Genomic DNA, 22,129 nt, shown 5'->3' on the forward strand with positions numbered 1-22,129 from the left:
AGATCACTCAATCGTGCACCTGCTGCTGTGTCAGCGGTAGGAAAGTGGGGAAACGGGCGTCAGTCGAAGTACTTCGGCAGGGTGGCCTCGTGGGCTTCCTTCAGCTCCGCCAGCGGCAGGGCGAACTGTCCCTGGAAGTCCAGCGCCTGGTTCTCGGTGTCCACGACGCCGATCCGCAGGTGCGCGAAGCCGCGGGCGGTGCACATGTCCTTGAACCGGACCTCTTCGGACCGGGCCACGGATACCACAGCGCGGGCCTGGGACTCGGAGAACAGTGCGGTGAACAGGTCGATGCCGTCGCGCTCGCACAGTTCGTCCAGGCCGATCCGGGCGCCGACGCCGAAGCGCAGGGCCATGTCCGACAAGCCGGCGGCCAGGCCGCCCTCGGACAGGTCATGCGCGGCGTCGATCATGCCGTCGCGGGAGGCGTTGACCAGGATTTCACCGAGCTGGCGCTCGAGGTCCAGGTCCAGGGCCGGTGGCTTGCCGCCGAGGTGGCCGCGCAGGTTGGCCCATTCGGAGCCGTCCAGCTCGTCCTTGGTCACACCCAGCAGGTAGATGGCCTGGCCGTCCTCGCGCCAGCCCGACGGCGTGCGGCGGGCGACGTCGTCGAACACGCCCAGGACGCCCACCACGGGCGTCGGGTGGATGGCCACCCCGCCCGTCTGGTTGTACAGGGAGACGTTGCCGCCGGTGACCGGAACGCCCAGTTCCTGGCAGGCGTCGGAGAGGCCGCGGACGGTCTCGGCGAACTGCCACATGACCTCCGGATCCTCGGGGGACCCGAAGTTCAGGCAGTCAGTGACGGCCATGGGCTTGGCGCCCGAGGTGGCCACGTTACGGTAGGACTCGGCCAGCGCCAGGCGGGCGCCCTCGTACGGATCCAGGTAGGCGTAGCGGCCGTTGGCGTCGGTGGAAATTGCCACGCCCAGACCGGTCTTTTCGTCCACGCGGATCACGCCGGCGTCGTCCGGCATGGCCAGGGCGGTGTTGCCCTGGACATAGCGGTCGTACTGCTTGGTGACCCATTCCTTGGAGGCCATGTTCGGCGAAGCCATCAGCTCCAGGACAGCGGACTTGAGCTCCTCACCGGAAGCCGGCCGGCCGGCGTCGGAGTCTGACCCCGTGAACCCGGACGCCTGCACGCCGTCGAGCCACTCGGGGCGGTGGTACGGGCGCTCGTAGACCGGGCCCTCGTGGGCCACAGTGCGCGGATCCACGTCGACGATCTTCTCGCCGTCCCACTCGATGACCAGGCGGCCGGTGTCCGTGACCTCGCCGAGGACGGAGTACTCCACGTCCCACTTGGCCATGATGGCCTCGAACTTCGGCAGGTTCTCCGGGGTCACCACGGCCATCATGCGTTCCTGCGACTCGGACATCAGGATCTCGCCCGGGGTCAGGGTCGGGTCGCGCAGCAGCACCTTGGTCAGCTCGACGTGCATGCCGCCGTCGCCGTTGGAGGCCAGCTCGGAGGTGGCGCAGGAGATGCCCGCGGCACCCAGGTCCTGGATGCCTTCCACCACGGCGCCCTTGAACAGCTCAAGGCAGCACTCGATCAGGATCTTTTCCGCGAACGGGTCGCCCACCTGCACGGCCGGGCGCTTGGACGGCTTGCTGTCGTCGAAGGATTCAGAGGCCAGCACGGACGCGCCGCCGATGCCGTCGCCTCCGGTGCGGGCACCGAACAGGACCACCTTGTTGCCGGCGCCGGACGCGTTGGCCAGCCGGATGTCCTCATGGCGCATGACGCCCACGGCCAGCGCGTTGACCAGCGGGTTGCCTTGGTAGACGGAGTCGAAGACCACCTCGCCGCCGATGTTCGGCAGGCCCAGGCAGTTGCCGTAGCCGCCGATGCCGGAGACGATGCCGTGCACCAGGCGGGCGGTGTCCGGGTGGTCGATCGCGCCGAAGCGCAGCGGGTCCATCACGGCGACCGGGCGGGCGCCCATGGAAATGATGTCGCGGACGATGCCGCCGACGCCGGTCGCGGCGCCCTGGTACGGCTCGACGAAGGACGGGTGGTTGTGCGATTCCACCTTGAAGGTCACGGCCCAGCCGTCGCCGATGTCCACGACGCCGGCATTCTCGCCGATGCCCACCAGCAGGTGTTCCTTCATCTTCTCGGTGACCTTGTCGCCGAACTGGCGCAGGTGCACCTTGGAGGACTTGTAGGAGCAGTGCTCGGACCACATCACCGAGTACATGGCCAGCTCGGCGGCGGTGGGCCGGCGGCCCAGGATCTCAATGATCCGCTCGAATTCGTTCTGCTTCAGGCCCAGTTCGGCCCACGGCAGGTCGGTGTCCGGGGTGGCAGCAGCGTGCTCGACGGTGTCGATGTTGAACTTCTTCGCCTCGGTCTGCTCGGCCACCGGGGTGCTGTCAGTCATTACTTGCCTTCCACGAGCTTGTTGAGGACGGAGGTGAACAGGCCCAGGCCGTCGGTGCCGCCGGCCAGCTCCACGGGGCCAAAACCGGACGACGACGGCCCGAACCCGGCCTCGATGGCGTGCTCCGGGTGCGGCATGAGTCCGACGACGTTGCCTGCCTCGTTGCTGATGCCGGCGATGTCCCGGCGGGAGCCGTTGGGGTTGAAGCCTACGTAGCGGAAGACCACGCGGCCCTCGGCCTCCAAGGCATCCAGGGTCTTCTCGTCCGCGACGTACTGGCCGTCCTGGTTCTTCAGCGGCACCACAATTTCCTGGCCGGCGTCGAAGCCGCCGGTCCAGGCGGTGCTGTTGTTCTCGATCCGCAGCGTCTGGTCGCGGCAGATGAACTTCAGGTGGTCGTTCTTGATCATGGAACCGGGCAGCAGGTGCGCCTCGGTCAGGATTTGGAAGCCGTTGCAGATGCCCAGCACCGGCAGCTTTGCGTCCGACTTGGCGGCGTCGATGATCTTGTCCATCAGCGGAGCGAAGCGGGAAATCGCGCCGGCGCGCAGGTAGTCGCCGTAGGAGAAGCCGCCGGGGAGAATCACGGCGTCGACATCCTGCAGCTCCGCGTCCGCGTGCCACAGGCTGACGGGCGTTCCGCCCGCCAGTGCCACGGCCCGGGCCGCGTCGCGGTCATCGAGGGTGCCGGGGAAGGTGACGACGCCGACGCGCACGCCCTTGAGGCGGCTGTCGAGGCCGGGGACGGAGAAATCGCCGATCAGGGGAGTGCTCATTACTTGGCGCCCTCTGCAGCGTCGTCGATGACCTCCACGCGCGTCACGTCCTCGATCACCGGGTTGGAGAGCATGCGGGTGGCAGCCTCGCGGGCGTGCGCCAGGATTTCCTCGGTGACTTCGCCTTCGACGGTCAGTTCGAACCGCTTGCCTTGGCGGACCTCGGCGAAGCCGGTCAGGCCAAGGCGCGGCAGCGCACCGGCGATGGCTTTGCCCTGCGGATCCAGGATCTCGGGCTTGGGCATGACGTCAACAACGATCCGGGGCATCCGGTAACTCCTGTGCTTGGAACAGTCTGGCTCTTCAAACGAAGCTGGGCGCGTGCCGCGGAGGGTGCCGTCTCACGCCTGATGGGCGCTCCGCGAGCTTGCGTCCCCCATTCTACCGGCTGACGCAAACGCGGAATTGTAGAGCAGGCTGCGGCACATCCGCGGCACCCAGGTGAACATTACGACGGCGGCACGCACCGCCGTCGTCGACGGCGCCTGGCTGGACCGTCCGCCGCGGTTCACCTAGGGCCCCGGCTAGGGAACGATTGTCCTATGTGGATTGGTTGGATCAGGTTTGATCTCCTGCTCGGGAATGTGCATTCACTCAAGGAGAAGCGTTCGGTGGTGCGGCCGATCGTGGCGGAGGTGCGCAAGAAGTTCGATGTCTCGGTAGCCGAGGTGGACCACCAGGACCTGTACCGGCGGACGGGGATCGGCGCCGGCGTCGTTTCCGCGGACCGCTCGCACATCGTGGAGGTGCTCGACGCCGTCGAGCAGTTGGTTGTCTACCACCCCGAGGTGGAGCTGCTGAGCGCGCAGCGGCAAATCCTGCACAGCGAGGACTGACCGTAGCCACCTGCTCACTCGGCGTCACACGTCCGTCTGGGCGTTCAGACGTGCGCGTGCTGCGGAGTCAAGCCAAGGGGCGGTCAGTACACTCCGCCGATCGCGAAGACCGGAGCCAGTGAATCCCAGGTGGAGATTTCGCAGCCGTCGGTCCGGTTGAAGTTCCTGTCGACCGTCCGGCCCCGAAAATCTCCGGTCACGTGCGCCCGCTGCGGGCCACCGAACTGCTGCGTGCAGACAACATCCGGGTCGGGCACACTGAAGAACGCCGGCTCGCCGTGCTGGTCAAGCGCTGCGCAGGCGGCTTCCGGATCCGGGTGGTCGGAGGAACTGTGGGGCTCCGCGCCGCGGCACCGGAGCGTGTAAGTAATGGTGTTCGCCGGGTCGCCGTCCGGCATCACGTCGATCGTCAGGCGGATCCTGCCTTCCGCGTCCTCCGCCTCGTCGGTGGGAGTTTCCGGTTCGGGCGACGGTGAGGGTGCAGGTGCCGGGGACGACGGCGGCGGCGCGGTTCCAGTGGTTGTCTCACCAGGGGCTGTGCCGGTCTGCGGAGCGGACGGGGCGCCGTTGCAGCCGCACAGCATCATGGTCAGAGCCAGGCCCGCCAGGGGGATCAGAAGCCGTCGCATGGTGCCGCCTTCTTCCTAGTGCAGCTTACTTCAGCTCAGCTGCGGCTCCCTTAAGCGTGCGCCACAACGTCCAGCGCGTCCAGCAGTCGGGCCCGCAGCACCTGGGCCTCGTCTGCGAATGCCCGCTGGGCTGCCACGTACTTGGCCTTGCCCTGCGGGGTCTCGATGGCGATGGGCTCATAGCCCCAGTCCACCAGGTCGTAGGGCGAGGCCTTCATGTCCATCTCCCGGATCCGCCAGGACAGCTCGAAGCAGTCCATCACCAGCTCGCTGGGCAGTGCCGGGGCGAGCTTGTACGCCCACTTGTACAGGTCCATGTTGGCATGCAGGCAGCCGGGCTGCTCCATGAACCGCTGGGCTTCCCGGGTGGGCTGCAGTTCGTTGCGCGGTCCCGCCGGCGGCGTGAAGAACCGGAAGGCATCGAAGTGCGAGCAGCGGATCCGGTTCGCCTCCACCACGCGGTTGGTGCCGTCGGCGCCCAGCCGCAGGTCCAGGTACTCGTGCCGCACATCCTCCGGGCCCAGCCGGTAGACCATGGCCCATTCGTGCAGGCCGAAGCAGCCGAACTGCCCCGGCCGCGCCGTGCTGCCGGACAGGATGGCCCGGGTGAACGCGATGGTTTCGGCACGTTCGGCACGGAAGGCGGGCAGGTTGACGGTGACGGCGGCAGGCGGCCGGGTGCCGCCGTCGTACGCGGTGCCGGCGATTTCGCTGTCGGTGAGGCGCCGGTAGTACTTCCAGTCCGCGCGCGCCGCGGCTTCCTCGCCCAGCAGTACGACGCCGGCCCCCGGGTGCCAGCGCAGCAACTGACCCGGTTTCTGGGTGTAGTAGGTGAAGAGGAAGTCCTCCACCGGATGCTTCCGGCCCGCCGAGCGCCGTTCCAGGAAGGGACCGGCGAAGCGGCCGGCGCGCTCCTGGTGCGCACGCTGGAGCGGCAGCCAGTCATCAGTCCGGAGGAAAATCACGCGTCAATTATCCCATCGGAAGATATTCCGCCGGACGCCCATCCCTTTTCCCGCGGCCGGGTGGAGAATATTCCATAGGTGCCTGCTTGGAAAGAAGCCGACGGCGTATGGAACCGTCTTCCGGACAGGTCGCCTTGGAGTCTTCTGTGGAGCTTGGAACCGGGTTATGTTGTGCCCCTCCGGTGACGATCGGAGGTGGACTCGACGGCGGAACAGGGCGGGCGGCAGTGCCGCAGCCTCTGCGCCGGCGCAGTCCCGCAACGGCGCCCCTGCTCGGCCCTGGGGGCCTGCAATACGGCCGGGCTTTTCAGTTGGAGAAAGGCTGTTTCGTCACATGTCCCAGGAAAATGGCTTGAAACGCAGGCACACGGCCCATCGATTTGAGGCGCTGCTTTTCGGAGCGGCGCTGATCCTTTCCGTCCTGGCCGCACCAGGTGCTGCCGCACCGGCCGCTTCGGCCCTGGCCGCCCCGGCGGTCAGCCGCAATGTCTCGGCGGCAGACCTCCAGCTGGGCGGCTTCGAGAAGCGCCGCTATATCGTGGCCCTGAAGGAGCAGCCGCTGGCGACCTACGAAGGCGACGTGCCCGGCTATGCCGCCACGGCACCCGATCCGGGCCGGAAGATCGACGCCGGCTCTCCGGCCGCCCAGCGGTACTCCATGATGCTGGAGCAGCGGCAGCGCGACGTCGCGGGTGCACGGGGCGTGGAGGTCAGGAAGCAGCTGACCGCCGCAGTCAACGCCTTCACCGCCGACCTGACCGGCCCGGAGGCCGCCGCACTGGCCAAGGATCCGGGCGTGCTGTCGGTGACCGAAAACGTGCAGTTCGCCCCCCATGCGGTGGCTCCCGACGGACCTGCAGCTCCCGACGGGGGCAAGGAGGCCCCGCCGGAGGGCGAAGAGCCTGCTGTCCGCGATTATTCCAGCACTGACTTCCTCAACCTGCGCGGCGAGGACGGTGTCTGGGAGGAGCAGTTCGGGGGCGTGGAAGGGGCAGGGAAGGGGGTTGTGGTCGGCGTCATTGACACCGGCTATGCGCCCAACAACGCTTTTCTGGCCGGCGCTCCGGTCCAGCCGCTGTTCGGTGAGCCCGAGATGGGCGTGCCGTACCTGAACGACGCCGGGCAGATCGCCATGCTGAAGGCCGACGGCAACACGTTCATCGGCGAATGCCAGGCCGGTGAGGGCTTCGATGGGTCCGGGTGCAACTCGAAGGTGCTGAGCGCGCGCTATTTCGCAGATCAATTCGTGCAGCTGACGCCGGAGGAGCTCCGTGCTCCGCAGGAGCTGCTTTCACCCGTTGATGTAGTCGGTCACGGCACGCACACCGCGACGACCGCCGCGGGCAACAGCGACGTCAGGACCATTGTGGGGGAGCGCGACTTCGGGTTCGGTTCCGGTGTGGCGCCGGCGGCCAAGGTCGCCGTCTACAAGATCTGCTGGGAGGACCTGAATCCGAACGCGGGCAACTGCTCATCCGTGGCTGCCGTGGAGGCCGTCAACCAGGCCGTCCTGGACGGCGTCGACGTGCTCAACTACTCCGTCTCGGGAACCATGAACTCGGTCACCGACCCGTTGTCGCTGGCGTTCCGGTCGGCCGCTTCCGCGGGGATCTTCGTCGCAGTGTCCGCGGGTAACTCCGGTCCGCTGCCAAGTACCGTCAACCACGCTGCCCCCTGGGTCACCACGGTAGCCGCGAGCACCTTCTCCAACGAGCTGATGGGCACAGTCCTCTTGCCCGATGGCAGCCGGTTCCGTGGCGCGTCGATCATGGATGAGGCAGTGCCGCAGACACCGGTGGTGCTGGCCGAGAATGCCGGCATGCCGGGCGTGGCCCCCGCCGGCGCCGCCCTGTGTCCGGCGGGAGCGCTGGATCCTGCCATCGTGCTGGGGAAAATCGTCATCTGCGACCGCGGGATCAGCCCCCGCGTAGCCAAGAGCGACGAGGTCCAGCGCGCCGGGGGCATCGGGATGATCCTGACCAATGTGTCTCCCAGTTCCACCGACGTGGACCAGCACGCGATACCCACCGTCCATCTTGATGCCGCCGACGGGCTCCGCCTGAAGGCCGCTCTGGTCGCCGCCCCCGCTCCGACCGCAGCCCTGGAGATCGGGGACACCACCGGCCTGCCGACCATTCCGGTACCGCAGGTGGCCGGATTCTCCTCGCGCGGACCGTCACTGGCGGAGAACGCAGATCTGCTCAAGCCGGACCTCAGCGCGCCGGGCGTCGCCATCCTGGCCGGCGTCTCCCCGATTGGTTCGGAGGGTGAAATGTCCGGCTTCCAGTCCGGCACCTCCATGGCCTCGCCGCACGTGGCCGGGTTCGGGGCCCTGCTGCTGTCCCGGAATCCGCTGTGGTCGGCGGCGGTGGTGAAGTCCGCCATGATGACCACTGCGACCGACGTAGTGCTGCCCGACGGGGCACGGGACACGGACCTCTTCGCCACCGGGGCAGGGCACATTGACACCGAACGGATGCTGGATCCGGGGCTGGCGTACGAGGCCGACCCGCAGGACTGGCAGCGCCTGATCGCCAGCCCCCCGGAGGAGCGCAATATTGCCGCCCGGGATGTCAACCTGCCCTCCATCGCCGTCGGCGAGCTGGTTGGTCAGGTCACGGTGGCGCGAACGGTGACGGCCCTGGAGCCTGGCGAGTACCACGCCGAGATCCAGGTGCCCGGAATCGATGCCACGGTCTCGCCGTCCAGCCTCGTGTTTGACCAGCCAGGCCAAAGCCAGGTGTTCCAGGTGACATTCGAGAACGCGGGCGCGGCGATCGATCAGTTCACCACGGGCAGCCTGGTGTGGAGCGGCGAGGGCACGTCAGTCGTCTCTCCCGTGGCCGTCAGACCCGTGACGGCCATCGCTCCGGATTCGGTGTCCTTCACCTCAGCCACAGACTCGGGCAGCGGGGTCATCCCGGTAACGGTGGGCACCAGCGCGCCGATCCCCCTGACGGTGCAGGGCCTGACCAGGACCACCCCGCAGGACGTCAGCCTGGTCCCGGGCCCGGTGGCACTGGAAACGAATCCGAGCAACCACGTCACGCAGGTCGAGGTGCCGGCTGGAACATCTCTGGCGCAGTTCGCCGTGACATCCGCCGATCCGACGGCGGACTTCGATCTGTACGTCCTCTCACCGGCCGGCCCGATGCAGGCGGCAACTCCGGCCGCCAGCGAGTCGCTGACCATCAACGATCCGGTCCCGGGAACGTACCTGGTGGTCGCCAATCTGTTCGCCAGCCCCGGAGGCGCAGCCACGGCGGCCACAGTCGAGACCGTGGTCCTCGCCGGCGACGAAGGCAATCTCACCCTGTCGCCCAATCCGCTGGTGCGCCGGAATGGAGAATCGGCAGAAGTCACCGCATCCTGGACCGGGCTGGAACCGGGCAATTACATCGGCATGGTGACGTTCGGAGAGACCGGTCCCCGAACCGCGGTCAACGTGGCTGTCGGGGATCCGGCGGGCGAGCCCCCGGCCGGCGGCGCTCCGGCAGGTCCGGCCGGCTGAGCGGGCGGGGGGCCAGAGAGCTAAAGCACAAAAAGCGTAAAATGGTGCCATCTCCTGGAAGAAGGTGATACAGATGGCCAATCGCCACAGAGTGCTGACGAAGTTTATGAGCATTACGGCAAAAGCAGCAGAGATCTACGGCCCTGCGGACCGCCTGCCCGGGGATACGCCGGTTGTTCACAAGCATGACGAATTCGAAAAGGCCTCCGAACAGGACCTGGCCGGGTTCGAGGTCGTAATCGGGTCCAACGGTGAGCGTTATGCGGTGCGGAAGAGCCACCCGGAACTGCGGCGAACCACCTGACCAACTTGGGTAGTGGAAGGCCCCGCGGGAACACTGTTCCGGCGGGGCCTTCGGCTACTGCCTTTGCGGTTGAAGCGGCTAACGCCCCGTTCCGCCGTAGACGGTGGCCTCAGCTTCCGTGTCCAGGTCGAAGGCGCGGTGGACGGCGCGTACGGCTGCGTCGAGCAGGTCGGCGCGCGTGACGACGGAGATACGGATCTCGGACGTCGAAATCATCTCGACGTTGATGCCCGCTGCGGACAGGGCCTCGAAGAACCGGTGGGAGACACCCGGATTGGAGCGCATGCCGGCACCGATCAGGGACAGCTTGCCGATCTGGTCGTCGTACAGCAGGGATTCGAACCCGATATTCTCCTGGGCGGCCTTGAGGGCTTCCAGCGCATCCTTGCCCTCGACGATCGGCAGCGTGAAGGAGATATCCGTCCGGCCTGAGGCGTGGGTGGACACGTTCTGCACAATCATGTCGATGTTGGAGTGAGCGCCGGCGACGATGCCGAAGATCTCGGCGGCCTTACCGGGGATGTCGGGCACGCCGACCACCGTGACCTTGGCTTCGGAGTGATCGTGGGCGACGCCGGAGATGATGGGCTGTTCCAAGGGTTCTCCCTCTTGAATCTTGATCTTGTCGTCGGGACTGGGCAGGACCCAGGTTCCTTCGTGCTGGCTGAAGGATGAGCGGACGTGCAGCGGCACGCCGAAGCGACGGGCGTACTCGACACAGCGCAGGTGCAGGATCTTGGAGCCCGAAGCGGCCATTTCCAGCATTTCCTCGCTGGAGATCTTGTCGATTTTACGGGCGGATGGAACCACCCGAGGGTCGGCGGTGTAGATGCCGTCGACGTCGGTATAGATTTCGCAGACGTCCGCATTCAGCGCCGCCGCCAGCGCCACGGCCGTGGTGTCGGATCCGCCGCGGCCCAGCGTCGTGATGTCCTTGCTCTCCCGGCTCATGCCCTGGAAGCCGGCCACGATGGCGATGTCGCCCTTTTTGATCGATGTATTGATCCGGTGCGGCGACACATCGATAATGCGCGCCTTCCCGTGGATGGCGTCGGTGATCAGGCCGGCCTGGCTGCCGGTGAAGGATTGTGCAGTGGCGCCAAGCTCGTGGATGGCCATAGCCAGCAGGGCCATGGAGATGCGCTCGCCGGCGCTCAGCAGCATATCCATTTCGCGGGCGGGTGCATCCGAGGTGACCTGGGCGGCCAGATCCAGCAGTTCGTCCGTGCTGTCGCCCATGGCGGAGACGACGGCGACTACTTCGTTTCCGGCGGCCTGCGTATCGACGATCCGCTTGGCAACGCGCTTAATGCCGTCGGCGTCCGAGACTGATGACCCACCGAATTTCTGCACAATTAGGCTCATGCGCTCACGCTCACTGAAAAATCTCCTGGTCTGATGCCATGCAGCATCGACGGGATGGAAGGCGGGAATGCAGATGCGGATTCCCTCCAGGTACGACGGTATGGTGCCGGGCACCGCGTCCAGTTTATCCCCGGGGCGGGTGCGGATCAGAATCCAGGCGTCAAGTACCGCAGCGTGGATCGGCCGGGGTGCCGCGTTTTCCCCGCTCCCGCAGCCTTGGCCGGGGCCGTTAACTAACGGGGCGCCGGCCCTCGAAGGCACGGCCCAGGGTGATCTCGTCCGCATACTCCAGGTCGCCGCCGACAGGCAGCCCCGAGGCCAGGCGCGTGACCTGGATGCCGATGGTCTTCAGCATCCGTGCCAGATAGGTGGCGGTGGCTTCACCCTCAAGGTTGGGGTCCGTGGCAATGATGATTTCCTGGATCTGTTCGTCCGAAAGCCGGTTCAGCAGCTCCCGGATGCGCAGCTGCTCCGGGCCAATTCCGGCGATCGGGTTGATGGCGCCGCCCAGCACGTGGTAGCGCCCGCGGTAGGATCGCGTCCGTTCGATCGCCACGACGTCCTTGGATTCCTCCACCACGCAGATGAGGCTGGGATCACGGCGCGGATCCCGGCAGATGCCGCACGTTTCCTGCTCCGCGACGTTTCCGCAGATGGTGCAGAACTTCACCCTTTCCTTGACCATGGTGATCGCGCTGACAAGACGCTTCATGTCTTCGGCATCCGCCTCCAGAATATGGAAAGCGATGCGCTGCGCCGATTTCGGGCCAATGCCCGGCAATCGGCCGAGCTCGTCAATCAGCTCCTGGACGGCACCTTCGTACACGAAACCTCAATCTGCATAGTCGTTCTGGGGGCACGTAGGGCCAGCGGCATGCCGGAACCGGCTACATCCCGTCGAGGTTGCGTTCCTCGATCAGCCGTCCACCGAGGATGCGCTCGATGGCTGCGCGTCCCACCAGACCGGATTCCTCGATGGTTTCATCGTCTGCGCTGGGGATGTCCTCGATGTAGGACAAGTCTAGGTTACGCCTGTCCGATCCCATGGGTGCCGCACCCTGCGTCCGCGCCTGCGCGGCGGCCTGCGCCTTCAGCAGCTGGTAGCGGCTGAGCGGCTTGTCCGACGGCGGGGCGGTGGCTTCCGGGGGCGACGCCGGTGCGGCCGCAGGTGCTGCCGAGGGCTCAGACTGGTCCCAGGATACTTCGGCTTCCGTGGGGTCGCCGTAGTCGACCGGCGGTTCCTGGTCCGGGTAGTCCGGCTCCGGCGGAACCTGGTCAGTCCACTGCCAGGTATCCGCGCTGGTGGCAGCCCGGCTTCCGGCGGCAGGACGCGTTTCCTGCCGTGCCGGTGCGGTCCGGGCCGCTGGCGCCTGCGATGACGGAGGCATGGGGGCCGGAGGATTTGAGGCCGGGGGTGTTTGGGCAGGAGGTGTTTGGGCAGGGCGGACTGCAGTTGCGGGTCCGGGTGTTGGTGGCGCGGGCGGCACGCTTGGTACGGCCTGCGGTTCACCAGCCGGCAATGCAGGTTCGGCGGCGGCGGTTCCCCACCCTCCGGTCACCGCTGCCGGCGCGGGCCGGCTAGAACCTTTTGGGTCCGGCTCACCCGCTGCCGGGGACGAATCACTGCGAACGATCCGGACATCGGCACCCAAGGTTTTCTGGACCGCGGCACGTACGTTCTCGATGTGGTCCTTGCGGCCGAAGAAGGCGTTGGCGAGTCCCTCGGTGGTGAAGCCGAGCCCGAGGGCGCCGCCGTCGAAGGCCTGGACACTGGCATTGGGCTGGACCAGGCTCCAGGTGCTCCGCTTGATCCGGGCCAGTTCCTCCATGATTTCCGGCCAGGCCCGGCGGAACATCTCGATGCTCTGGCTCCCGCCGCCCGTTCCAGCCGGTTGCTGGGCCGACTGGGCATGCTGGGTCGGCTCGGCCTGCTGCGGTTGCCCGGCTCCGGGGCGCTCGTCCGCACGGATCTCCGGCTGGGGCCGCTGCTGAACGGTTGGAGTTTCCGCCGCTGGAGCTTCGGTGGCCGAAGTGATCGTGCTCGAAGCGTCCGCCGTCGAAGGCTCGGGCGCGGGCGCCCCCCACGTACCGCCCCAGTCGGAAGGATTCGGTTCCTCGGCTGCGGGGACAGGGGCAGACGGGATAGGGGCAGACGGGACGGCGGCCGGCGGGGCAACGGCCGGCCGCTGCGGCCGGTCATCTCGCTGCTCAGGACGCTGCTCATCTCGCTGCTCAGGACGCTGCTCATCTCGCTGCTCAGGACGCTGCTCAGCGCGCTGCTCCTGCGCCGCCATCGCGGGCCAGGCATCGTGGCTGCGTTCGGCTTCCTGCCCGGACGGCGCCGACTGCCCGGACGGCATAGCCTGGCGCGCGGAGGTCTGTGCTGGCACGCCGTCTTCGCGCGGCCAATCGTCCGTGCTCACGCGGGGCGACGGGAAGCGGTCCCGGCGGGCGGCAGCAGGCTCGGCTGCACCGCTGCCGGCCGCAGGTTGGGACATGCCTCTGGCAGCCGCCCGTGCAGCGGCCGGTCCCGAGGCCGCCGGGACGGCAAACTCCGCCCCGGCGCCGGCTGCGGCTTCGGTGGGGGCCGTGCCGGCAGCAGAAGCAGCGTCAGCCGCAACGGGTTCCGCGCCTGCCGGCGCAGAGGGTGCGCCGGCGTAGCTGAGCCGGCGTTCGATCCGGTCCACGCGGGACGCGATCCCGCGTTCGGTCTGGTCCGCCGCGGGCAGCATAATCCGGGCGCACAGCAGTTCCAGGTGCAGCCGCGGAGAGGTTGCGCCGGTCATCTCCGTCAGTGCGGTGTTGGTGATGTCGGCCGCGCGGGACAGCTCGGAGGCGCCGAGCTGCATCGACTGCTGGCGCATGCGCGAGATCTGGTCCTCGGGGGTGCCTCGCAGGATGGCGGCGGCGCTTTCCGGCATGGCGTTGATAATGATCAGGTCCCGGAAACGCTCCAGCAGGTCCTCGACGAACCGGCGCGGATCATGGCCGGTCTGGATCACGCGGTCCACGGCGCGGAACACGGTTGCGGAGTCCGCCGCGGTGATCGCGTCTACGACGTCGTCCAGCAGCGAGGCGTGTGTGTAGCCCAGCAGCGAGACGGCCAGGTCGTAGTCCAGCCCGTCCGGGCCGGCGCCGGCCATGAGCTGGTCCAGCACGGACAGGGAGTCGCGGACGGAGCCGCCGCCTGCCCGGATCACCAGGGACAGCACGCCCGGGGCGACGGGGACGTTTTCCTGGCGGCACAGCAGTTCCAGGTATTTGATCAGCGGTTCCGGCGGGACCAGGCGGAACGGGTAGTGGTGCGTCCGGGAACGGATGGTGCCGATGACCTTGTCCGGTTCCGTGGTCGCGAAAATGAACTTGATGTGCTCCGGCGGTTCCTCGACGATCTTCAGCAGCGCGTTGAAGCCTGCCGAGGTGACCATATGGGCCTCGTCGATGATGAAGATCTTGTAGCGGTCCCGCACCGGGGCGAAGGTGGCGCGTTCACGCAGGTCGCGGGCGTCGTCGACACCGCCGTGGCTGGCGGCGTCGATTTCGATCACGTCGAGGCTGCCCGGGCCTCCGCGGCCGAGTTCACGGCAGCTGTCGCACTGGCCGCAGGGGGTGTCGGTGGGTCCCTGGGCGCAGTTCAGGCAGCGCGCCAGGATGCGTGCCGACGTCGTTTTGCCGCAGCCGCGCGGGCCGGAGAAAAGGTAAGCGTGGTTGACTCGGTTCTTGCGCAGCGCCGCCATCAGCGGCTCCGTGACGTGTTCCTGCCCAATAACGTCCGCGAATGTGTCCGGGCGGTATCGACGGTAAAGGGCTGTACTCACAGGAAGAACCCTATCTGTTGGTGGCGACGCTTTGCATGCCCGTGGAGGACGAGTGGACCGCCTCCGGCCGGGGATATAGAAGACCCCCCATGCACCTGCCAGAGCCCGCTTACCCTTGCTACCTTCCGGTCCTGGGGGAGTTCACAGGATGACACCACATGAGGGGCCGTCCAATAGTTTACCCGATCCTGGACGCCGGTTCGAATCGGGCTTCGTCCCACCAGCGCAGGACGCGGGCGCAGCGCAGCGTGGCCCAGCGGCTGGGGCCGCGGGGTTCGGGCGGGAACCAGCTGTGCCCGGGGTAGGGGCGGTGGGCGTACCAGGTGCCGTCGGTGCGCTGCCCCTTCCGGATCACGTCGACGGCCCGCTCCAGCCGCAGATTGCGTGCGGCGCCGGCGAGGCGGAAATGCTCCAGTCCGCGCAGGATGTCGAAGTGCCATTGCGGCGGAAACGGGTACCGCAGGAACACCGGGTTCGCCACCTCGCCGGTCCGGTGGGAGAGGAAGAGCGAATGCGCCAGGAAGAACCGCTGGCCGCTTTCGACGGCGGCATCCACGTCTTCGCGTCCGCCCGCGGCACCATAGGCGGTCAGGGCATCGAGCACGTTGATCGTGGTGTGGAATGAACTGTGGTGCGATCCGGCGGCGCGGGCCGCGCAGTTTCAGCCGCCGTCGTCGAGCCGGTCCCGCAGCAGCCAGCGGACGGCGTCGTCAATGCGGTCATCTGCATAGCCCAGCGGCACCGAGGATAACACCACTAAGGCAGTGATGCAGGTTTCCGGTTCCGCCGCGGGCCGCCCGAAGCCCAGGCCGCCGTCGAAACAGCGGGCACCGTCCCACAGCACCCGGCAGTCTTTGAGCGCCTGCGGATTGCCCGGCGGCAGGTCCAGCCAGTGCAGCAGCAGGAGCGCGAAGGTGGTGGAGGTCCACTTCGGGTTGTAGAGGCCGTTGGCCCAGCGTCCGTCCGGATCCTGGCGGGCCAGCAGTTCGGCGCCCCGGCCGTCCCGGGCGACCTTCGCGCGCTCGGCGCGAACCTGGGGCGGCGGCGCATCGAGCAGGTCCCGGAGCGTCTGCCAGACGCCGGATGGATCGCCGGCGAGGAGCCAGTCCACTACCGGCGGCGGCAGCCCGCCGGGCTGCGGTGAGGCTCCACAGACGCCCACATGGTGATTCTCCCACTGGGCGCAGCCGGCGTCAGCCTGCGGTGCCGATGTCGATGGGGAAGGTCATGAAGGCGGGGGTTTCGTAGGGATGGGCGTACAGCATCGCGCGGACGACGGCGGCGCGCAGCAGCCGCGGATAGATCGCCTCGATGCGCACTTCCGGCACTTCCTCCGCCCGCCCGACAGCCCCGATGGTCGGGTTGGCGCCGGCCAGCGGCGTGAACCGTCCGGTTCCCTCGGTGACAAAGGAGCAGTGGGAGTAATTGCCCAGCCGCCCGGCGCCGGCGTCGCCGATCGCCTGAAGAACGACGGCGGCAGCCTCCTTGGGTGTGTACACCACGATGCAGTCGAACTGTTCCATGCCGTCTATCCTGCCAATTACTGGCGGTGCTCGAAGACGTTGTCCGCCCTGATGTTGCAGAAGGTGGTCATGCCGCCATCTGATCGGCCTCGGGTTGGGCCGTCCCGCAGGGAGCGGCTGCCGCTGATCTGACCGAAGGTGCCGATTCGGTACTTGGCGCAACTTAGGGTACTCTGGAACCTGCTTCAAATTGGAGGATTCGCCTAGCGGCCTATGGCGCACGCCTGGAACGCGTGTTGGGTTAACGCCCTCGGGGGTTCAAATCCCCCATCCTCCGCCAAGCGAAAAGCGGCCCTGACCTGCGGAAACGTCGGTCGGGGCCGCTTTGTTCCGCCCGCCTTCTCAGGCCCGGCCGAAGACCGCGACCAGGAAATCGGAGTCCGCCTCGAACGGGCGCAGGTCCCAAGTGGCCAGCCGCAGCTGGCACGTCAGGCCAGCGGCTTCGGCATCGGCAAAGAACTGCTCGAAGGCATAGCCGCGACCGGCGCCGAAGCCAGTGACCAGCCGGCCGCCGTCGGCCAGATGGGCACCCAGACGTTCCAGGACCTTCGGCGCGGTGCCGGGTGCCAGGAAGGTCATGACGTTGCCCGCGCATACGATGATGTCGAACGGGTCCTCGATGCCCTGCGCCGGCAGGTCAAGTTCGGCCAGGTCGCCAACCAGCCACTGTACGCCCGGGTGGTCGCGCCGGGCCGCCTCGATCAGCTCGGAATCGACGTCCACGCCGACGACCTGGTGCCCGCGGTTGGCCAGTTCGCCGCCGACTCTGCCCGGGCCGCAGCCGGCGTCCAGGATGCGGCTGCCACGGGGCACCATCGCATCAACCAGCCGGGCTTCCCCGTGCAAGTCCGCGCCCTCGGCCCGCATCTTCTCGAAGCGCTCGATGTACCAGGCGGAGTGTCCAGGGTTCGCCCGTTTCTGGGCCTCCCACAAAGTTTCTTCCCTCACCCTGACAAGCCTAGCGCGAGGGGGCCCCGTCCGAGCGAACCGAGGGCGGGGAAGCGCGACGGCGCTAGCGCGAGGGGTCCCCGTCCGAGCGAAGCGCGACGGCGCTAGCGCGAGGGGCCCCGTCCGAGCGAAGCGTGACGGCGCTGGATCATCCGGGGACGGTGCTGGGCTCCAGCCGCATCAGCTCCGCCAGCAGCGCGTCGGACCGCTCCTGCCCGGCCGTGTCGTAGGCACCGCCGGTAACCAGCAGTTCGTCCGCGCCGGTGAGGGCCAGCAGTTCCTCCAGCCGCTCGCCGACGTCGGAGGCTGTTCCGTGGACCGATGACGCCAGGACGGTGTCAATGATGCCGCTTTCCCGCGGAGTAGAGGAACGGTTCCGCAGCGCCGCGGCGGGTTCCAGCGGCGGGAATTCTCCCCGGGTCCGGGCGTGCGCCATCGCCCAGGCCTCCGGCAGCAGCAGGTCCCTGGCCGCTGCCGCTGAATCGGCCACCGCCACGTTGACGGACGCAATGACGTGCGGCTCCGCGTAGCGCTCCGACGGGCGGAAGTTGTCCCGGTAGCGCTCCAGCACGGTGCGGGAGCCGGGCTGGGCGGACTTGGCCAGTGCCGGGCCGCCGAGTACGACGGCGAGTCCCGCCCGGGCGGCGATGTCGGCGCCCTTGACGGTGGCCAGGACAAAGACGGGAGTCGCAGACCCGTCGCGGGGCCGTGCGGTGATGCCGGCAGTGCCGGACAAATAACCGAGAAGTTCGCCGAGGTCCTGTTCGAAGCCGTCTGCGGCTTCCTTGCCCTGCCGGAGGGCCGTGCGCACGGCGGGGGTGAATCCGACGGATCGGCCGACACCCAGGTCGATGCGTCCCGGGAAAAGTGCCTGCAGCGTGGCTGCCTGTTCGGCGACGACCAGGGGCTGGTGGTTGGGCAGCATGATTCCGCCGGAACCGATGCGGATGCGGCTGGTCCGGGAGGCAATGGCTGCCATCAGGACGGCGGGTGCAGACCCGGCGATGCCCGGAACCCCGTGGTGCTCGGCCACCCAGTAGCGGTGGTACCCGAGTGCCTCCGCACTCCGGGCGCGGTCGACGGTTTGCCGCAGGGCTTCGGATTCGGTGTGACCTTGGCGCGAGTTGGCGCGGTCGAGGATGGAAACGGGAATCAGGGGACGCTGCACATCAGGCATAACAGCGCCGCTGCCCGGATATTCCAGCCGGCTCCGGTCCTGGCGCTTCCTAGGCGATGGCTGCCAGGTCCCTGGCTGCCTTGGCCGGGGCCAGGATGCTCAGGGAGCAAGGTGACTGAGCCGGGTCGATGCCCGGCGGCAACAGCCCGGCCGCGGCGCAGCGCTGCAGAGCCTCCAGCGGGTCCTGTCCGACCCGCGCCCGACGCAGATCGAGCACTACATTCAGGTCCTGCATCAAAGCGTTGGCACGCTTCGCCACCACATACAGGGCCTGGACGCTCCGGGTCGTGACATTGCCGCCGACCTCTATCCAGGCAGTTCCTCCGTCAATATCAAGCCGCACGAGTACACGCAGTTTGTGATCCATAATGCTCCGACCGTAGGCGCCGGAGGTTGGAAAAAACCTGCCGGGTGCGCTGCAGCCGCTGCCGGGCGGCTGCAGCGCGTGCCGTTAGGCGGCTAAGCGTCGTCCGCCGGGAGCAGCTGCAGCCGCCGGGCGATGACCACCGCTTCCAGCTGCGAGTGGGCATTGAGCTTGGACAGGATTGACTTCACGTAGCCGCGGCAGGTGTGGGTCGAGATACCCAGCGTCTTGGCATTGGTCCGGACGTCGTGCCCTGTGGCCATCAGCCGGAGGACGTCCTGTTCCCGGTGCGTCAGCGTTGGAACAAGGGTGCCGTCGTCGGGCTGACGTTTGGCGGACAGCAGGGACAGCAGCGACGGATCGACCATCATGTTTCCCTGCCGTGCATGCCGCAGGGTGTCCAGCATCGTGGCCAATGAGCCGCCCTTCGGCAGGAAGGCGCACACCCCGATGGCCGCTGCGCGTTCCAGGGCTTCGGCTGTGGGATGCCCGGTGAGGATGACTATCCTCGTGTCCGGCGCCTGCGCCAGGATGCGCTCCGCGGCCAGGACACCGGTCCCGTCCGAAAGGTGGTAGTCCATGACCACCACGTCGGGCCGGAGCAGCAGGCAGAGTTTTACGCCTTCTTCCACGCTGCGGGCGTGCCCGGCGCTGATCAGGTCCGGTTCCCCGTCAAGTGCGTAGGTGAGCAGTTCGGCAAAAGTCGTGTGGTCGTCGACGACCAGCACCCGTGCCTGTTCCAATGCAGCATCAACCGCCATAATGATCCCCCAATCTGCGGTCCCCCCAAGGACACTCCTGGCTTCGAAGGCTGGCTGGCCCCGAAACACCGTGCAGACCAATGTAACCCATGTCACTCACAAAACGGTAACGAAAGACCGCGCGTGGTGTGATTTCGTGTGATTCCGTTCAAAGCCTTTTGACACCGCGGCAATGCAGCCGAAACAACGGCCGGCCAAGGTGGAGGGATGAAGCGCGGAAGAACGAACCAGAGCAGAGGATCCGCGACTGCGGCCGAATTGTCCTGCGAAGTGTGCGGCCAGCTGCCCGAACCGCACAAACCCCGCCGGACCGTGGCCAGCGTGGCGGCCATCCTGCCGATTGAGCTGCTGGTGCATGCCCTGGTGGTCAATACCGGACTGCCCTCCCTGGCGAAGGTGCTGGTCCTGGCCATTACCGCAACCGTCCTGGTGGTCTGGGTGGTGGAGCCGTCGGCCATGAAGCTCCTGCGGCGCTGGCTGCACGCGCCCGCGCTGCGGCGCCGCCGGCGGCTGGACGCATCGCCGGCACTGTGGCGGGTCAGGACGGTCCGGGACCAGCCGGGCGCGCTAGAGCGGCTGACTCACGGCCTGGCCTGCCTTGACGTGAACATCCTGAGCATCCACGTGCATCCGGTCCCCGGCGGAGCCATGGCTGAATTCGTGGTGGAGACGCCGGACAGCGTTGCCGAGTCGGAGCTGCTGGACGCACTGGAATCCAGCGGCGGCCGGAATTCCCATGCCTGGCCCACGACGGCGCTGGCGCTCGCCGATGGCCAGACCAAGGCACTCACGCTGGCCGTACGGGTGGCCGGGAATCCGGACGAACTGCCGCTGGCTGTGGCCGAGCTGCTGGGCGCGGACATGGTGCCGGACGCTCCCGGCCGGCTGGAGATTCTCCAGGGAACGACCCTGAAGGTCCCGTCCGCCTGGAACGGGCCGCTCTATTTTGCGCGCCCCGGGAAGCCTTTCACGCCTGCGGAATCCGCCCGGGCCCACCGGCTGGCCGAGCTGGCCGAACTCACCGAGCTGTCCCGCTCCGGCGGGCGGCTGTAAAGGTCTGAGTCAGCGGTTGGCGAGGTAGTCCACAGCCATCAGGTAGCCGCGGGTGCCGGCGCCGGCGATGACGGCTTCAGCGACGGAGGAGACGTAGGAGTGGTGCCGGAAGGCCTCGCGCTTGTGGATGTTGCTGATGTGCACTTCCACGGTCGGCACCTCGACGGCGGCCAAGGCATCATGCAGCGCCACGGAGGTGTGCGTGAAGGCGCCCGGGTTGATGATGATGCCCAGGTCCCGGTTGCGTGCCTCATGGATGGCGTCGAGCAGGACACCTTCGTGGTTGCTCTGGACGCACTTGACCTCGATCCCGTGCTCGGCGGCGGCTTTCCTGGTCATTTCCTCGACATCGGCCAGCGTGGTCGAGCCGTAGATGTGCGGTTCCCGGGTGCCCAGGAGGTTGAGGTTGGGACCGTTGACCAGCAGGATGCTGCGGGCAGGTGCGGCGGGGGCGGGAGTTGTCATGGTGCCAACCCTACCGAATCGGGTCCGCTTCTTTATGCCTGCCCGCCCAGCCGCCTGATGCGGCGGCGGGCGGCGGCCTCGCTGGAGCTTTGCCGCCCGAGTCCCAGCCGGACTATGCCAAGCACCACGCGCGCGGCGGTGCGCACCGGCAGCGGCACCGGCCCCAGCCGGGCAGATTCCAGTCCCAGCAGCCGGCGGTATTTCGGCTGCAGCGTGGACACTGCTGCGGCAAACAGGATGCGGCAGCCGAGGCGCTGGCCCGGGGGCAGCGGCGGATCGCGGAGCAGGCGCACCGCTTCCTCCACCCGGCCGGTGTGCAGCAGTTCGGCGTCGAAGGCGGCCAGCTGCGCCTGCAGTTCGGCTTCCGTGCGGGGAGGGCAGGGCACGCGCATGAGCTCACCGGCGATGGCCCAATCGGCGACGTACGCGTCCGGCCCGCCGGGAATGGGACCGCCAAAGGCTTTGTGCGCGGCGAGGAACGCCTCGACGAAGGCCAGGTGGATCCAGCTCAGCAGGTGCGGATCGTTGGCGGAATAGGACCGGGTTGCGCCGCGCGCATCCAGGTACGTGCCGGTGACGGGCTCGTGGACGTGGAGGACATGGTTGCAGGCAACCTTGGCTGCGGCTGTGTCCCCGTAGGTGACGGTGAAGATCCACCGGATGGTCGAGGCGAACCGGGGGAGCAGTTCCTCGCGGAAATTGGAGTGCTCATATACCCCGGCCATCGCGCCCGGGTGCAGGGACTGGATCAGCAGGGCGCCGATGCCGGCCACGACCGTGGACATGGAACCGTGCACCGCCCACGCGGCGGAATCCGGCCGGAAGTAGCCGGCGTCGTTCCCATTAGCCAGCTCCAGGGACCACTGCGGCGGGGTGGTGGAGCCGCCGTTGAAGGTGGCGCCGAGCCGCTGGCGCCATGACTCCACGATGCGGAACATGGCAGTTGCGTCCGCAGCTGTGGTCCGGTTAGTCGGCCTTGGGCGGGTGGAAGCCGCTCTGGCCGGGATTTTCATCGTGTTCGGGTCTGGCCTCTTCGTTGTACTCGACCATCGGATTGACGCCCGGCACGAACTGTCCGGCGTTCAGCAGGGAAGAGGTGTAGTGCTTCTTGTCGAATTCCGCCGCGGACTCGTGCTCCACTCCGGTGGCGTTGATGTCCTCGCGCAGATGCTCATCCTCGGGCAGCAGGGGCCGCCCGTGTCGCTGTGGCTCTTTCATGCATCCAGCAAACCAGCTTGCGGGGG

At 67.7% G+C, this 22,129-nt stretch carries 22 protein-coding genes, 1 tRNA gene and 1 other RNA gene; 5 read left to right on the top strand and 19 right to left on the bottom strand.

Annotated features, from left to right (window positions below; translation table 11 throughout):
- Positions 1-59: 59 nt before the first annotated feature.
- Genes purL through purS form a run of 3 tightly spaced genes read right to left on the bottom strand, consistent with a single transcriptional unit; the run spans position 60 to position 3,435 of the window.
- Positions 60-2,390, bottom strand: coding sequence for a phosphoribosylformylglycinamidine synthase subunit PurL (gene purL, locus AC5RWU_RS04965; protein ID WP_494029947.1), 2,331 nt, complete (start codon positions 2,388-2,390; stop codon positions 60-62).
- Positions 2,390-3,166 (bottom strand): phosphoribosylformylglycinamidine synthase subunit PurQ, encoded by a 777-nt coding sequence (gene purQ / locus AC5RWU_RS04970; protein ID WP_494029946.1) that lies wholly within the window; start codon positions 3,164-3,166, stop codon positions 2,390-2,392. Before purQ ends, purL begins: the two co-directional genes overlap by 1 nt.
- Positions 3,166-3,435, bottom strand: coding sequence for a phosphoribosylformylglycinamidine synthase subunit PurS (purS, locus tag AC5RWU_RS04975; protein ID WP_494029945.1), 270 nt, complete (start codon positions 3,433-3,435; stop codon positions 3,166-3,168). The genes purQ and purS overlap by 1 nt, the downstream gene beginning before the upstream one ends.
- 273 nt (positions 3,436-3,708) lie before the next feature.
- On the opposite strand from purS, the gene AC5RWU_RS04980 reads away from it, so the two are divergent.
- Positions 3,709-4,002 carry a DUF503 domain-containing protein gene (locus AC5RWU_RS04980; protein WP_494029944.1) on the top strand — a complete coding sequence of 98 codons (294 nt, stop codon included), beginning with the start codon at positions 3,709-3,711 and terminating at the stop codon, positions 4,000-4,002.
- An 83-nt stretch (positions 4,003-4,085) separates the two neighbouring features.
- Here AC5RWU_RS04980 and AC5RWU_RS04985 read toward each other — a convergent pair whose 3' ends face one another.
- Complete coding sequence (locus AC5RWU_RS04985; protein ID WP_494029943.1) at positions 4,086-4,631, bottom strand: SSI family serine proteinase inhibitor; 546 nt, start codon at positions 4,629-4,631, stop codon at positions 4,086-4,088.
- 50 nt (positions 4,632-4,681) lie between these two features.
- Positions 4,682-5,593 (bottom strand): 3-methyladenine DNA glycosylase, encoded by a 912-nt coding sequence (locus AC5RWU_RS04990; protein WP_494030049.1) that lies wholly within the window; start codon positions 5,591-5,593, stop codon positions 4,682-4,684.
- A gap of 355 nt (positions 5,594-5,948) precedes the next feature.
- Here AC5RWU_RS04990 and AC5RWU_RS04995 point away from each other — a divergent pair, with 355 nt between their 5' ends.
- Both AC5RWU_RS04995 and AC5RWU_RS05000 read left to right on the top strand, forming a co-directional pair.
- Positions 5,949-9,107 carry a S8 family serine peptidase gene (locus AC5RWU_RS04995; protein ID WP_494029942.1) on the top strand — a complete coding sequence of 1,053 codons (3,159 nt, stop codon included), beginning with the start codon at positions 5,949-5,951 and terminating at the stop codon, positions 9,105-9,107.
- 73 nt (positions 9,108-9,180) lie between these two features.
- Positions 9,181-9,411, top strand: coding sequence for a hypothetical protein (locus AC5RWU_RS05000; RefSeq protein ID WP_494029941.1), 231 nt, complete (start codon positions 9,181-9,183; stop codon positions 9,409-9,411).
- Between the two features lie 78 nt (positions 9,412-9,489).
- Here the strand turns inward: AC5RWU_RS05000 and AC5RWU_RS05005 are convergent, their stop codons facing one another.
- From AC5RWU_RS05005 to AC5RWU_RS05035, 7 genes are all read right to left on the bottom strand, one after another.
- Entirely contained in the window at positions 9,490-10,776 is a 1,287-nt protein-coding gene (locus tag AC5RWU_RS05005) for an aspartate kinase (RefSeq protein WP_494029940.1), read from the bottom strand.
- Between the two features lie 229 nt (positions 10,777-11,005).
- On the bottom strand, positions 11,006-11,602 hold the full coding sequence (gene recR, locus AC5RWU_RS05010; protein ID WP_494029939.1) for a recombination mediator RecR: 597 nt from the start codon (positions 11,600-11,602) through the stop codon (positions 11,006-11,008).
- A gap of 61 nt (positions 11,603-11,663) precedes the next feature.
- Positions 11,664-14,594, bottom strand: a complete 2,931-nt coding sequence (locus AC5RWU_RS05015) for a DNA polymerase III subunit gamma and tau (protein ID WP_494029938.1) — start codon at positions 14,592-14,594, stop codon at positions 11,664-11,666.
- A 75-nt stretch (positions 14,595-14,669) separates the two neighbouring features.
- Positions 14,670-14,765, bottom strand: an RNA gene (gene ffs, locus AC5RWU_RS05020) — signal recognition particle sRNA small type.
- A 7-nt stretch (positions 14,766-14,772) separates the two neighbouring features.
- Complete coding sequence (locus AC5RWU_RS05025; protein ID WP_494029937.1) at positions 14,773-15,198, bottom strand: hypothetical protein; 426 nt, start codon at positions 15,196-15,198, stop codon at positions 14,773-14,775.
- 57 nt (positions 15,199-15,255) lie between these two features.
- Complete coding sequence (locus AC5RWU_RS05030) at positions 15,256-15,756, bottom strand: hypothetical protein (protein WP_494029936.1); 501 nt, start codon at positions 15,754-15,756, stop codon at positions 15,256-15,258.
- Between the two features lie 31 nt (positions 15,757-15,787).
- Positions 15,788-16,117, bottom strand: coding sequence for a hypothetical protein (locus AC5RWU_RS05035; RefSeq protein ID WP_494029935.1), 330 nt, complete (start codon positions 16,115-16,117; stop codon positions 15,788-15,790).
- A 192-nt stretch (positions 16,118-16,309) separates the two neighbouring features.
- On the opposite strand from AC5RWU_RS05035, the gene AC5RWU_RS05040 reads away from it, so the two are divergent.
- A tRNA-Ser gene (locus AC5RWU_RS05040) sits at positions 16,310-16,397 on the top strand.
- Positions 16,398-16,459: 62 nt separating this feature from the next.
- Here the strand turns inward: AC5RWU_RS05040 and AC5RWU_RS05045 are convergent.
- The 4 genes from AC5RWU_RS05045 to AC5RWU_RS05060 all read right to left on the bottom strand — a co-directional run bounded on the left by AC5RWU_RS05045 (position 16,460) and on the right by AC5RWU_RS05060 (position 19,367).
- Complete coding sequence (locus AC5RWU_RS05045; protein ID WP_494029934.1) at positions 16,460-17,065, bottom strand: class I SAM-dependent methyltransferase; 606 nt, start codon at positions 17,063-17,065, stop codon at positions 16,460-16,462.
- Positions 17,066-17,213: 148 nt separating this feature from the next.
- Positions 17,214-18,242 carry an MsnO8 family LLM class oxidoreductase gene (locus AC5RWU_RS05050; RefSeq protein ID WP_494029933.1) on the bottom strand — a complete coding sequence of 343 codons (1,029 nt, stop codon included), beginning with the start codon at positions 18,240-18,242 and terminating at the stop codon, positions 17,214-17,216.
- Positions 18,243-18,291: 49 nt separating this feature from the next.
- Complete coding sequence (locus AC5RWU_RS05055; RefSeq protein ID WP_494029932.1) at positions 18,292-18,609, bottom strand: hypothetical protein; 318 nt, start codon at positions 18,607-18,609, stop codon at positions 18,292-18,294.
- Between the two features lie 92 nt (positions 18,610-18,701).
- Entirely contained in the window at positions 18,702-19,367 is a 666-nt protein-coding gene (locus AC5RWU_RS05060; RefSeq protein WP_494029931.1) for a response regulator, read from the bottom strand.
- A gap of 207 nt (positions 19,368-19,574) precedes the next feature.
- On the opposite strand from AC5RWU_RS05060, the gene AC5RWU_RS05065 reads away from it, so the two are divergent.
- Complete coding sequence (locus tag AC5RWU_RS05065; RefSeq protein WP_494029930.1) at positions 19,575-20,420, top strand: ACT domain-containing protein; 846 nt, start codon at positions 19,575-19,577, stop codon at positions 20,418-20,420.
- 9 nt (positions 20,421-20,429) lie between these two features.
- On the opposite strand, the gene aroQ is transcribed toward AC5RWU_RS05065, so the two are convergent.
- The 3 genes from aroQ to AC5RWU_RS05080 are packed head-to-tail and all read right to left on the bottom strand — an operon-like array spanning position 20,430 to position 22,103.
- Positions 20,430-20,885: a type II 3-dehydroquinate dehydratase gene (gene aroQ / locus AC5RWU_RS05070; RefSeq protein ID WP_494029929.1), complete on the bottom strand. Its 456-nt coding sequence runs from the start codon at positions 20,883-20,885 to the stop codon at positions 20,430-20,432.
- Positions 20,886-20,917: 32 nt separating this feature from the next.
- Positions 20,918-21,823 carry an oxygenase MpaB family protein gene (locus tag AC5RWU_RS05075; RefSeq protein WP_494029928.1) on the bottom strand — a complete coding sequence of 302 codons (906 nt, stop codon included), beginning with the start codon at positions 21,821-21,823 and terminating at the stop codon, positions 20,918-20,920.
- Between the two features lie 28 nt (positions 21,824-21,851).
- Positions 21,852-22,103 (bottom strand): hypothetical protein, encoded by a 252-nt coding sequence (locus tag AC5RWU_RS05080; RefSeq protein WP_494029927.1) that lies wholly within the window; start codon positions 22,101-22,103, stop codon positions 21,852-21,854.
- Positions 22,104-22,129 lie beyond the last annotated feature (26 nt).

This window comes from Arthrobacter sp. B0427-1-12 (assembly GCF_059092905.1).

What these genes read in the sequence shown, in the direction of transcription:
- purL (WP_494029947.1), bottom strand. Translation starts at nt 2,390, where the DNA reads ATGACTGACAGCACCCCGGTGGCCGAGCAGACCGAGGCGAAGAAGTTC.
- purQ (WP_494029946.1), bottom strand. Translation starts at nt 3,166, where the DNA reads ATGAGCACTCCCCTGATCGGCGATTTCTCCGTCCCCGGCCTCGACAGC.
- purS (WP_494029945.1), bottom strand. Translation starts at nt 3,435, where the DNA reads ATGCCCCGGATCGTTGTTGACGTCATGCCCAAGCCCGAGATCCTGGAT.
- AC5RWU_RS04980 (WP_494029944.1), top strand. Translation starts at nt 3,709, where the DNA reads ATGTGGATTGGTTGGATCAGGTTTGATCTCCTGCTCGGGAATGTGCAT.
- AC5RWU_RS04985 (WP_494029943.1), bottom strand. Translation starts at nt 4,631, where the DNA reads ATGCGACGGCTTCTGATCCCCCTGGCGGGCCTGGCTCTGACCATGATG.
- AC5RWU_RS05000 (WP_494029941.1), top strand. Translation starts at nt 9,181, where the DNA reads ATGGCCAATCGCCACAGAGTGCTGACGAAGTTTATGAGCATTACGGCA.
- AC5RWU_RS05005 (WP_494029940.1), bottom strand. Translation starts at nt 10,776, where the DNA reads ATGAGCCTAATTGTGCAGAAATTCGGTGGGTCATCAGTCTCGGACGCC.
- AC5RWU_RS05035 (WP_494029935.1), bottom strand. Translation starts at nt 16,117, where the DNA reads ATGGAACAGTTCGACTGCATCGTGGTGTACACACCCAAGGAGGCTGCC.
- AC5RWU_RS05050 (WP_494029933.1), bottom strand. Translation starts at nt 18,242, where the DNA reads ATGCCTGATGTGCAGCGTCCCCTGATTCCCGTTTCCATCCTCGACCGC.
- AC5RWU_RS05055 (WP_494029932.1), bottom strand. Translation starts at nt 18,609, where the DNA reads ATGGATCACAAACTGCGTGTACTCGTGCGGCTTGATATTGACGGAGGA.
- AC5RWU_RS05060 (WP_494029931.1), bottom strand. Translation starts at nt 19,367, where the DNA reads ATGGCGGTTGATGCTGCATTGGAACAGGCACGGGTGCTGGTCGTCGAC.
- AC5RWU_RS05065 (WP_494029930.1), top strand. Translation starts at nt 19,575, where the DNA reads ATGAAGCGCGGAAGAACGAACCAGAGCAGAGGATCCGCGACTGCGGCC.
- aroQ (WP_494029929.1), bottom strand. Translation starts at nt 20,885, where the DNA reads ATGACAACTCCCGCCCCCGCCGCACCTGCCCGCAGCATCCTGCTGGTC.
- AC5RWU_RS05075 (WP_494029928.1), bottom strand. Translation starts at nt 21,823, where the DNA reads ATGTTCCGCATCGTGGAGTCATGGCGCCAGCGGCTCGGCGCCACCTTC.
- AC5RWU_RS05080 (WP_494029927.1), bottom strand. Translation starts at nt 22,103, where the DNA reads ATGAAAGAGCCACAGCGACACGGGCGGCCCCTGCTGCCCGAGGATGAG.